General features: G+C 39.6%; 11 protein-coding genes. 9 read left to right on the top strand and 2 right to left on the bottom strand.

Translation table 11 applies throughout. The annotated features are described in order from the left end of the window. The first annotated feature begins 167 nt into the window (after positions 1-167). From rpsF to EP1_RS08940, 8 genes are all read left to right on the top strand, one after another. Positions 168-470: a 30S ribosomal protein S6 gene (rpsF, locus tag EP1_RS08975; protein WP_067626613.1), complete on the top strand. Its 303-nt coding sequence runs from the start codon at positions 168-170 to the stop codon at positions 468-470. A gap of 44 nt (positions 471-514) precedes the next feature. After that, entirely contained in the window at positions 515-1,033 is a 519-nt protein-coding gene (ssb, locus tag EP1_RS08970; protein ID WP_067626610.1) for a single-stranded DNA-binding protein, read from the top strand. A gap of 23 nt (positions 1,034-1,056) precedes the next feature. After that, on the top strand, positions 1,057-1,290 hold the full coding sequence (rpsR, locus tag EP1_RS08965; protein WP_010742563.1) for a 30S ribosomal protein S18: 234 nt from the start codon (positions 1,057-1,059) through the stop codon (positions 1,288-1,290). Between the two features lie 219 nt (positions 1,291-1,509). Then, the gene (locus tag EP1_RS08960) at positions 1,510-3,474 is read left to right on the top strand and encodes a DHH family phosphoesterase (protein ID WP_067626608.1); all 1,965 of its coding nucleotides are present in this window, start codon (positions 1,510-1,512) and stop codon (positions 3,472-3,474) included. Next, positions 3,471-3,923, top strand: a complete 453-nt coding sequence (gene rplI, locus EP1_RS08955; RefSeq protein ID WP_067626606.1) for a 50S ribosomal protein L9 — start codon at positions 3,471-3,473, stop codon at positions 3,921-3,923. Before EP1_RS08960 ends, rplI begins: the two co-directional genes overlap by 4 nt. A 128-nt stretch (positions 3,924-4,051) precedes the next feature. Continuing rightward, positions 4,052-5,413 (top strand): replicative DNA helicase, encoded by a 1,362-nt coding sequence (gene dnaB, locus EP1_RS08950; RefSeq protein WP_067626604.1) that lies wholly within the window; start codon positions 4,052-4,054, stop codon positions 5,411-5,413. A 235-nt stretch (positions 5,414-5,648) separates the two neighbouring features. Beyond that, positions 5,649-6,941: an adenylosuccinate synthase gene (locus EP1_RS08945; protein WP_067626601.1), complete on the top strand. Its 1,293-nt coding sequence runs from the start codon at positions 5,649-5,651 to the stop codon at positions 6,939-6,941. Between the two features lie 74 nt (positions 6,942-7,015). Then, positions 7,016-7,882 (top strand): DegV family protein, encoded by an 867-nt coding sequence (locus tag EP1_RS08940; RefSeq protein ID WP_067626599.1) that lies wholly within the window; start codon positions 7,016-7,018, stop codon positions 7,880-7,882. Positions 7,883-7,989: 107 nt separating this feature from the next. Here EP1_RS08940 and EP1_RS08935 read toward each other — a convergent pair whose 3' ends face one another. After that, entirely contained in the window at positions 7,990-9,609 is a 1,620-nt protein-coding gene (locus EP1_RS08935; protein ID WP_067626597.1) for an ABC-F family ATP-binding cassette domain-containing protein, read from the bottom strand. A gap of 139 nt (positions 9,610-9,748) precedes the next feature. On the opposite strand from EP1_RS08935, the gene EP1_RS08930 reads away from it, so the two are divergent. Further along, positions 9,749-10,126 carry a PTS sugar transporter subunit IIA gene (locus tag EP1_RS08930; RefSeq protein ID WP_245630601.1) on the top strand — a complete coding sequence of 126 codons (378 nt, stop codon included), beginning with the start codon at positions 9,749-9,751 and terminating at the stop codon, positions 10,124-10,126. A 77-nt stretch (positions 10,127-10,203) separates the two neighbouring features. Here EP1_RS08930 and spxB read toward each other — a convergent pair whose 3' ends face one another. After that, complete coding sequence (gene spxB / locus EP1_RS08925) at positions 10,204-11,934, bottom strand: pyruvate oxidase (RefSeq protein ID WP_067626594.1); 1,731 nt, start codon at positions 11,932-11,934, stop codon at positions 10,204-10,206. Between the last annotated feature and the right edge of the window lie 20 nt (positions 11,935-11,954).

Genomic DNA, 11,954 nt, shown 5'->3' with positions numbered 1-11,954 from the left:
CTGGAAGTAATTCCAGCTGTTTTTCGTAGCTTAAAGTAAAGAAACAGTTGATTTTTGTAGGACGATTATGTATAATGAATATTTGTGAGTAGTCTATTTTTTTTAGATCGCTCTCCTTGCTCTTAAGAAAGTTAAGAGCCTTATAGTCCATAGGGAGGTGAAAGTCAATGAGTCAAAACACGAAGTATGAAATCACATACATCATTCGTCCGAACATTGATGAAGAAGCAAAAACTGCTTTAGTAGAACGTTTCGATACAATTTTGAAAGATAATGGAGCAGAAATTATCGATTCAAAAGATTGGGAAAAACGCCGTTTCGCTTACGAAATGAACGGATTCCGTGAAGGCATCTACCATATCGTCAATGCAACTGCACCAACAACAGCTGCTGCAGTTAACGAATTCGATCGTCTTGCAAAAATCAATGACGATATTATTCGTCACATGATCGTTAAGATTGAAGAATAATTGTTTCACGTGAAACAATTGACGAGAAGGGAGCTGGCTTTACTTTGATTAATAATGTTGTACTAGTTGGTCGTTTAACAAAGGATCCTGATTTACGCTATACAGCAAATGGTACTGGTGTTGCAACGTTTACCTTAGCGGTGAATCGTAATTTTACGAATCAAAGCGGGAATCGTGAAGCAGACTTTATCAATTGTGTGATTTGGCGGAAATCAGCTGAAACTTTAGCTAATTATGCGCGCAAAGGGACCCTTTTAGGTGTAACTGGCCGCATCCAAACAAGAAATTATGAGAATCAGCAAGGACAACGTGTCTATGTGACAGAAGTTGTTGCTGAAAACTTCCAGTTATTGGAATCACGTTCCGCAAGTGAACAACGTCAACAGAGCCCAAGTGCTACTAATGATAATGATAGTTTCCAAGGTGGCGGGACAAATAATTTTAACAACAATTATAATCAATCCTCTCAGTCAGCTAAGAATACTATGCCTGACTTCGATCGAGATTCCGATCCATTTAGTGGATCCTCAATCGACATTTCAGATGATGATTTACCATTCTAACAATTGAATAGGAGGGAAACGGAATGGCACAACAAAGAAGAGGTCGCAAACGTCGTAAAGTAGACTATATTGCTGCTAATCATATTGAATACATCGATTATAAAGATATCGAATTATTGAAACGTTTCATCAGCGAACGTGGTAAAATTTTACCTCGTCGTGTAACTGGAACAAGCGCTAAAAACCAACGTAAATTAACGATCGCTATCAAACGCGCTCGTATTATGGGCTTGTTAGCATTTGTTTCTGAAGAATAAAATGCATGATCAAAAGAGACTTCGTAGTTGAAGTCTCTTTTTTTAATCTATTTAGTCTGCTAGAAGAATTCTATTTGTTTCTCATGTTTCACGTGAAACATTAAAGAAAGTCGCTTGCTAAAGGAGAGTATGATAGAATTAGACTGTTAAGCTGTTCAGAAAGTTATCTAGTAATCCAATATCTCTGATAGCTAAGCAGAACGAATTAGGAGGTTATAGATGAAAAAGTATCCGAGCTTGAAATGGTCCTTTTTCTTACTCTGTTTACTACTGATTCAATTAACCGCAATTTTTTTGTTGCCGTTTGATCTTTTGAAAGCAGTTATTGTTATATTAATCGATGTTCTTTTATGGATATATACAATAGTTTTACGTAATCGGGTTGAGATTACGAATCAGCAAAAAATAAACTATGCTTCGCGGCGTGCCCAAGAAGCTTTAGATTATGTATCTGATGATATGCCAGTAGGAATTATTACCTGGGATGAGAAGAATACCTTCACGTGGGCTAATCCAGCAATAACGGAAAGCATTCAACAGTTAACAAAAGCTGATCAACAAGATATGGTCAATGAATTACTGCAGCGTTCAGAAAAAGGCAAGAGTATTTATAAGATAAATGATGTACTGTATCACTTTGATTTAAATCAAGAAAAACGCGTCGTCTATTTAATTGATATCACCAAAGAATACGTATTGGAAAATAGAGAGCAGCAGCAACAGGCAGTTGTCGGTATTCTTTCAGTTGATAATTATGATGATGTGATCGATCGCCGGGACGATAAAGAAATTTCTAACTTGAATTCATTTATCACAACGATTATTTCTGACTGGATGGATTCTTATCGGATATTTTATAAACGAGTAAATGCCGAACGTTTTTTCTTATTTGCTCGTTATGACGACTTAGAGAAAATGATTGAGAATAATTTTGATTTGCTGGAGCATATTCGGACCTCAGCTGAAAAACAAGACATGTTGATCACTGTAAGTATGGGAATTAGTTATGGTACGGAATCTTTAGAAGTGATTGGTGATGAGGCACAGAATAATTTAGATATTGCCCTTGTTCGTGGCGGTGATCAGGTCGTAGTGAAAAACGCGGCAGAAGGACAAAAGCCAGTATTTTATGGTGGTAACTCTGCTAGTGCTGCCAAACGAACAAGGGTGCGTTCGCGAGCAATGTCGACAGCTTTAAAAAATGTTTTTAATCAAACAGGTAATGTTTTTGTGATGGGCCACCGGTTTCCAGATATGGATGCCATTGGTTCAGCTTTTGGAGTCGCATGTTTAGCTCGTTATCACGATAAAAGAGTGCATGTGATTATTAATGAAAACGAAACGATTCCTGATGTGGAGCGTTGCTTAGAGGAAATCCATCAAAATGGTGAACTAGATAATTTATTACTTTCGCCTGAAAATGCGAAGAAACAGCGAAAGGCTGGCGATCTATTAGTTATGGTAGATTACCATCGGCCATCTTTATCGATCGATCAGGAGTTATACGAACAGTTTGAAAATATTGTTATTATCGACCATCATCGCAGAGGTGAAGAATTTCCTGAAAAGTCATTATTGACTTATATTGAGTCCTCCGCTTCTTCTGCTTCAGAATTAGTGACTGAACTGATTCAATTTGAAAGTAATGAGCGACAACGCATGAGTAAGATGGAGGCAACATTATTGCTTGCCGGGATCACGGTCGATACTAAAAACTTTGCGGTTCGAACAACGGCGCGAACTTTTGATGTCGCTAGTTATTTAAAGACTTGTGGAGCTGATGCTTCTTTAGTACAATATTTATTGAGTACAGATATCCAATCTTATTTGGAAATCAGTAAATTAGTAGGCGAAAGCCATTATGTCAGAGAAGATATCGTTGTTGCTACTGGAACCGATGACCAAGAGTATGACAGTGTCACTGCAGCGAAAACGGCAGATACGTTGCTTTCAATGGTAGATATCAATGCGGCCTTTGTAATTATCAAACGGACAGACGGAGTAATTGCAATTAGTGCACGTAGCTCTGGGACGATTAATGTCCAAATGGTGATGGAGGCATTAGGCGGCGGCGGACATTTTACCAATGCGGCTACCCAATTGACTAACACAACGATCGCTGAAGCGAAAGAACAGCTATTAGAGGCTATTAATAAACAGCTAATGGAGGGGACAGAAGAATGAAAGTAATTTTCTTACAAGATGTTAAAGGCAAAGGTAAAAAGGGCGATATTAAAGAAGTCCCAACAGGATACGCACAAAACTATCTACTTAAAAATAATTTGGCTAAGGAAGCAACCAAAAGCAGTATTTCAGAATTGAGCGGACAAAAGAAAGCTCAAGATAAAAAGGCTGCTGAAGTTTTAGCAGAAGCTAAGAAATTAGCAGAATTCTTAGCTAAGGAAGACACAGTTGTAGAAATCAAAGCCAAAGGTGGCGAAGATGGTCGTTTATTTGGTTCGATCCCTTCAAAACAAATTGCCGAAGGATTGAAGAAACAATATGATTTGAAAATCGACAAGCGTAAAATCGAGCTAGAAAATCCGATTCGTACCTTGGGCTATACAAAAGTTCCAGTAAAACTTCACACGGATGTTGAAGGGATTATTAAGGTTCACGTAATCGAAGAATAATCTAAATTGGTCGAATGTTTATTGAAGAGTATGAGAATTCTTGAGATTAGGAGAATCGCTCATACTCTTTGTTGTATTTAACAGGCAGATTTTGTAAAATAGATGGACGAAGAGGAGCGTAAACAAACATGAGCGAAATGTTACAAGATCGTGTGCCACCCCAAAGCATCGAAGCCGAGCAAGCGACTTTAGGTTCTATTTTTTTGGAAACCGATGCTTTAATCACGGCCATGGAGTACATAGTTCCAGAAGATTTTTATCGTCGCGGCCATCAATTGATTTTCCGTTCAATGATTCAATTAAACAATCGTAATGAAGCGATTGATGTAGTGACAGTTAAAGAATTGCTGGAACAACAAAATCAGCTGGAAGATGCTGGTGGATTAAGTTATTTATCCGAACTTGCGCTGAGCGTTCCAACGGCTGCTAATGTAGGGTATTATGCTAAAATTGTCGAAGAGAAGTCTTTGCTACGAAACCTGATCCAAACAGCTACGAATATTGTGACGGAAGGTTTTGAGCAAGGAGACGACGTTCAGACGATTTTAGATGCTGCCGAACGGAATATCATGGAAGTATCGGAACGACGTAATAAGAGCGGTTTTTTGACCATCAGTGAGGTGTTGAATACCGCGATTGAAAATATTGATCAGCTGGCACGGAACAATGAAGAAATTACAGGTTTGCCAACAGGTTATGCTGCCTTAGACAAAATGACGGCCGGTTTTCAGGCTGAGGAGTTAATTATCTTAGCTGCACGTCCGGCGGTTGGTAAGACTGCTTTTGCTTTAAACATTGCGCAAAACGTCGGGACCAAGACAGATAAATCAGTCGCTATTTTCAGTTTGGAAATGGGGGCAGAATCGTTGGTTAACCGGATGCTGTGTGCAGAAGGTTCCATCGAAGCCAGTCATTTACGGACAGGGCAGCTGTCTGAAGAAGAATGGCAGAATTTGATTGTTGCAATGGGTAGTCTATCTCGGGCCAATATCTTTATTGACGATACTCCCGGAATTAAAGTTTCTGAAATTCGAGCAAAATGCCATAAATTAGCTAAAGAAAAAGGCAATCTTGGCTTAATTTTGATTGACTATCTGCAATTGATTGAAGGGACGGGACGTGAGAATCGTCAACAAGAAGTTTCTGAGATCTCACGTCAATTGAAAAAGTTAGCTAAAGAATTAAAAGTCCCTGTCATTGCCTTATCACAGCTTTCTCGTGGTGTTGAGCAACGTCAGGATAAACGACCGGTATTGAGTGATATTCGTGAATCAGGTTCGATCGAACAAGATGCCGATATCGTAGCCTTTTTGTATCGGGATGATTATTATGAACGTGAAGGCGATGAAGAGGAAGAGTCTGCAGCGAATCGGAACGTGATCGAAGTTATTATTGAAAAAAACCGGAGCGGGGCTCGGGGAACGGTAGAGTTACTTTTTATCAAGGAGTATAATAAGTTCTCTTCTTTATCACCGAGAGCGGAATTTTAGTGATCGAAGCGAAATTAACTTTGACCTAAAAAAGTGTTCTGAAAGTGTAAAAGCTGACTAGTTGAAATAGATGAAGACCTTGGTTTTCATCTATTTTTATGTTCTAAATAAATAATGTTCGTAATTTGGCTTCTTTTTATTACCTTTATATTTTAATATTCGAATTTTCATTGAAGTATAAGGCTATTCTTGGTACAATGGTTCAGGATTAAATAAAATAAAATGAGGTGTTCAGATGTCATCTGTAGTAGTTGTAGGGACGCAGTGGGGCGATGAAGGTAAAGGGAAGATCACGGATTTTTTAAGTGAAAATGCAGAAGTCATTGCTCGTTACCAAGGTGGAGATAATGCAGGTCATACAATCAAATTTGACAATGAAACATATAAATTACACTTGATTCCTTCTGGGATTTTCTACAAAGAAAAAATCAGTGTTATCGGAAATGGTGTCGTAGTCAATCCTAAATCATTAGTCACGGAATTGGCCTATTTGCATGAGCGAGGAATTACGACGGATAATTTGCGTATTTCTGATCGTGCGCACGTGATTTTACCGTATCATATTAAGTTGGATCAATTACAAGAAGATGCCAAAGGTGTGAACAAAATCGGCACAACCATCAAAGGGATCGGACCAGCTTATATGGATAAAGCCGCACGTGTGGGTATCCGTATTGCTGATTTATTGGATAAAGAAATTTTTGAAGAACGTTTGAAGATCAACTTAGAAGAAAAAAATCGTCAATTTGTCAAAATGTTTGATGATGAAGCGATGGATTTTGCTGATATCTTTGAAGAATATTATGCTTATGGTCAACAAATCAAACAATACGTGACTGATACATCAGTGATCTTGAATGATGCACTGGACGAAGGCAAGCGTGTTCTTTTTGAGGGTGCTCAAGGGGTCATGTTGGATATCGATCAAGGAACGTATCCGTTTGTTACGTCATCTAACCCAGTTGCTGGTGGTGTTACGATCGGTAGTGGTGTCGGACCTGCGAAGATCAATAAAGTTGTAGGGGTATGTAAAGCATATACTTCTCGCGTTGGTGATGGTCCTTTCCCAACTGAATTATTTGATGAAGTTGGCGATCAGATTCGTGAAGTTGGTCGTGAATACGGCACAACGACAGGTCGTCCACGTCGTGTCGGCTGGTTTGATTCAGTTGTTATGCGGCATTCAAAACGTGTTTCAGGAATCACCAATCTTTCTTTGAATTCGATTGATGTCTTGAGTGGTTTAGAAACAGTTAAAATTTGTACAGCTTATGAGCTAGATGGGGAATTGATCTACCATTATCCAGCAAGCTTGAAGGAATTGAATCGTTGCAAACCAGTTTATGAAGAATTACCTGGGTGGAGTGAAGATATTACAGGTTGTCGTAATTTAGCAGACCTACCGGAAAATGCCCGTAATTATGTTCGTCGCGTTTCTGAATTAGTCGGTGTTCGGATCTCAACCTTCTCAGTTGGTCCAGATCGGACCCAAACCAATATTATGGAAAGTGTTTGGGCCCAAATTTAACATAATATGAGACAAGCAACCAATTATCTAGTAAAATGAATTTACTATTAAGTGGGTGTTTGGAGGATTTTAAAATGTATCAGATTCTGACAGATTCATGTTGCGATGTGCCGTATGAATTATTAGCTGAAAACAACGTTGATTTTATTTCAATGTATGTCTCAATAAATGGAACAGAATTCGCTGACGATTTAGGGCGCAGCTTTAAAATTGATGATTTTTATCAAGAAATCAAAAATGGAGCGATGCCTACGACTTCACAAGTCAATGTCGGTCGTTACGTTGAATTTTTCCGAAGTTATGCAGAGAAAAATATCCCGATTTTGTATATTTGCTTTTCATCTGGCATGAGCGGTTCTTATCAAAGCGCGATGCAAGCAGTGGAATTGCTTAAAGAGGATATCCCGACTGCTGAAGTTTATGTGGTAGATTCTTTAGCTGCCAGCGGTGGTGAAGGGCTGATGGTCTATGAAGCAGCGCAAAAACAACAGGCAGGAATGTCTTTGACTGAGTTACATCAATGGTTAGAAGAAAATAAACTAACCTATCATCATTGGGTGACTGTTGATGATTTGAATCATTTGCAGCGTGGGGGAAGAATCTCTAAGACGAGTGCAGCAATTGGTGGCCTAATGAATATCAAACCAATCATTACGGTCGATATTGATGGCAAGCTGCAAAATGTTGAGAAAGTTCGGGGGCGTAAAAAAGCCTTGCAACTAGTTGCTGACAAAATTGGTAAAGCAACGACAGATCCTGCCAACCAAACAATTTTTATCACGACTAGCGCCGATCAAGCAGGTGCAGAAGAAGTCAAACGCCATCTAGAAGAAAGCATCCAACCGAAAGAAGTTCGAATTTTTCCATTAGGGACGACTATTGCTAGTCATACTGGATTGGGCTGTATTGCGGTCTTTACTCGTGGGGAAAAGCGCAATTAACTAGGAATAAAAACGAGGGAATCATCTTAGATTTCCTCGTTTTTTTTAGTGAGCAAAGTTAAACAAAGGAAAAAGCAGTTGCGATTTTTTTCGCAGCTGCTTTTTTTTTAATACAAATGACTCAATTGCTTTTGAACTTCTGGATTTTCCAAAAATTCATCATAAGTTGTTTCGGCACGATCGACCACACCGTTTTCAGAAATGGCGATAATCCGGTTGGCAATCGTTTGAATGAATTGGTGGTCATGTGAGGCGAATAAAAGCGAACCTTTATAAGCGATTAATCCCTCATTCAAAGCGGAGATTGACTCTAAGTCTAAGTGATTGGTTGGATCATCTAAGACTAAAACATTTGATTTTGACAACATCAATTTAGAGAGCATACAACGGACTTTTTCTCCCCCAGATAAGACATTGACCGGCTTCATCACTTCATCGCCTGAGAATAACATGCGACCTAAGAAGCTGCGCAAGAAAGTATTATCGTCTTCTTCTTTGCTGGCATATTGACGGAGCCAATCAAGAATCGGCATTGAGCTATCAAATTCTTTTGTAGTATCTTTTGGTAAATAGGCTTGACTAGTTGTCACACCCCAGCGAATCGTACCGGTATCAGGTTTTAAATCACCCATGATGACTTTGAATAACGTCGTCGTCACTAAGTCATTTTCAGCGATGAAGGCGACTTTGTCATCACGATTTAAGGTGAAGGAAATATTATCTAAGATTTTCTTACCGTCGATTGTTACGCTGACATTGTCGACTTGTAACAGGTCATTGCCGATTTCTCGTTCGGGTTTAAATTGAACGAATGGATAACGGCGTGAAGACGGTTGGATGTCATCCAAGGTGATTTTATCCAACATTTTCTTTCGCGAAGTCGCTTGTTTTGATTTTGACGCGTTAGCGCTGAAACGAGCGATAAAGTCTTGCAATTCTTTGATTTGTTCCTCTTTTTTCGCATTTTGCTGCGATTGTAGTTTTGTTGCTAATTGGCTTGATTCCAACCAGAAATCGTAGTTTCCGACATATAATTTGATTTTACCGAAGTCTAGGTCAGCCATGTGGGTACACACTTTGTTTAAGAAGTGGCGGTCATGGGATACAACGATCACAGTATTATCAAAATTGATCAAAAATTCTTCTAACCAGTTGATCGATTGGATGTCTAAACCATTGGTTGGTTCATCTAGTAAAAGGACATCAGGCTTGCCAAAAAGTGATTGAGCTAGTAAAACTTTGACTTTTTGCCCCGCTGTCAGTTCGCTCATTTTAACTTGATGCAAGTCTTCAGGAATATTCAGACCTTGTAATAAGACCGCTGCTTCGGGTTCTGCTTCCCAACCGTCAAGTTCAGCGAATTCGCCTTCAAGTTCTGCTGCACGAATACCATCTTCATCGGAAAAATCTTCCTTCATATAAATGGCGTCTTTTTCTTGCATGACTTGGTATAAGCGTTCGTGGCCCATAATGACTGTTTCAAGAACTGTGTATTCTTCAAAGTCAAAATGATTTTGTTTTAATACAGCCATCCGTTCGTTAGGTCCTAAAGTAACGGAACCAGTCGACGGTTGGATATCGCCTGCTAAAATTTTAAGAAAGGTTGATTTACCAGCACCATTGGCACCAATCAACCCGTAACAATTGCCGGGAGTGAATTTAATATTTACGTCATCAAAAAGTTTACGATCAGGAAACTGTAAACTAACGTCACTTACTGTAATCAATGATTTTCCTCGCTTTATCAGTATTGGCGCAAGGCCTCTTTGCATTATATCGGGGAACATCTGAAGTTTCAAGTCAACCTTTAAGAATTTACTTGGGAATTAAAATAGGATAGACTTGACAGTGAAGGGGTGTGTCAGTATGATCGGGATAATTATCACGACCCATGACCATTTAGCGGATAGTCTGTTAAAAACGGCGGAAGCCATTTTGGGTGAACAAAGCTGCGTAGAAACATTAAATATTGAGCCTGGGACGATTGGACGCCAAGAGGAGATCGAGCATTTTGCTAACGATTTACTAACGAAGGTTGACGAAGTGGTCTGGTTAGTCGATATGTTTGGTGGAACACCATTTCGTTATGCTAGCTATTGTGTTATCAATGATTCGCGGCAATCTTTAGTGACCGGTGTCAATTTACCGATGGTTCTACAAGCGCTAGTGAATCGAGAATTGTCGGCGAGCGAATTGACCGAACAATTGACAGTGGAAGCCAAGCAGACCATCAGAAGAATGTGAAAAAGGTGATGCCAAAATTATTTGGCATCACCTTTTTGCTCCTCACTTTATAGTTCAGAGTGGTAAAGATTCTATTACTAGCTCTTTTTATTTAGTAATTCCCGTAGAGTGGGCATATCATGAACTTGGTATTTTTCTTTGAACGCCTTGATTTGTTCAGCTGAGAATTTTTCTGGATCTAGCTCTAAAGCCTCAACGGGTAATGGACGTTCATCTTTGATTTTGACATCAATTACAACTGGACGTTTACTGTTTTTGGCAGCAGTGAAGGCGGGTTCCAATTGGCTGTATTCGGTAATTGTAAAGCCGTCTGCTCCAAGTGCTTCCCCGATTTTACCAAAATCAGCACCCTCTAAGAAAACGCCAAATTTTTGTTGCTCAGTATCTTCTTGTTCAGCCTCGATAAAACCAAACGCATTGTTTGAGAAGACGACATTGATGATTGGTAAATTATATTTTACCTGTGTAATAATATCTTGCATTTGCATTGCAAAACCACCATCACCGCTGAAGGTAAATACTTGTTTGTCAGGGTAAGATAGTTGAGCGGCAATTCCGCCTGGAACACCATTGCCCATGGTTGCAAACCAGCCAGAAGTCGTAAATTGTTGTTCACCGTTCATTTCTAAATGACGGATCGAATTTACGGTAACATTTCCAACATCACTAACATAGACAGCATCTTGTTCAGCGATTCGATTCACTTCTTTAAAAATCGGTTCTGGTCGCAAGGGTGTAGAAGCATCGTCATAAAAACTTTTACGCCAAGCATGCCAATTTTTGATATTTTCTTGGTTGGCTTTTAACCAATCATCAGCAGGACGTGCTTTTCCTAGTTCTATCCAACGACGTAGCGCAGTCGCACCATCTCCCAAAACTGAAACGTCAACATTGTGGCGACGCCCAAATTTAGTTGCATCAATATCGACTTGAATGAATTTAGCTTCTGGATTAAAGAAATGACGACCGAATGGAAAATCACTGCCGACAAAAACAATCAAATCAGTATCAGCTAAAGCCTCATTTGCAGGTTTCGTTGCCACACGGGCTGCAAAACCTAAAAAGTTTTCGTATAGATCAGGAATGATTCCTTTAGCCAGTACTGCAGCTGCAATCGGCATCGAGAAATATTCAGCAAAGGCTTTAACGGCATCAAAATGGCCCCTAACACCTTGTCCCACGTAAAGCACTGGTTTTTTCGCTGCTTCGATTAAGGGAAGAGCTGCTTTAAGGTCAGTTTCGTCAGGTAGAAGCACCCCGGTTTTATGATTTTTGGCTGTTGCAATTTCTATTTCTTCGATTTCTTCAAAACCAAAATCAACTGGAATCGTAACGACTGCGACACCATTTTGTTGATAGGCTGCTTTGATCGCTTCATCGATTACATGCGGCAAACTTTCTGGTGTCATGACTGTCCGATTGTAGACACTAACATCTGCAAACATCGGATTTTCGTTTAATTCCTGGAACGAATGATAGTTCATGGCAGTAGAAGCGACTTGGCCTAACAAAGCTAAAACAGGCACGTGATCCATTTGAGCATCATATAAACCATTAATTAAATGACTAGCACCCGGACCAGCAGAACCAAAGACAGCCCCGATTTTACCTGTTAATTTTGCATCAGCCGCCGCAGCTAAAGCCCCAGCCTCTTCATGGCGAACTTGGATATATTTGATGGATTCCCGCTCATGATATAAGGCATCCATCGTTGAATTGAATGAACCGCCGGGGATTCCATAGATATGATCGATGCCCCATGCTTCTAAAACATTGACCATCGCAACGCCTGCATTAATTTTTGACATATAATTCACTCACTTTCTTT

This window comes from Enterococcus pseudoavium NBRC 100491, from assembly GCF_001544295.1.
Taxonomy (GTDB): Bacteria; Bacillota; Bacilli; order Lactobacillales; family Enterococcaceae; genus Enterococcus_A; species Enterococcus_A pseudoavium.
This window is presented reverse-complemented; position numbering and strand designations above follow the sequence as displayed.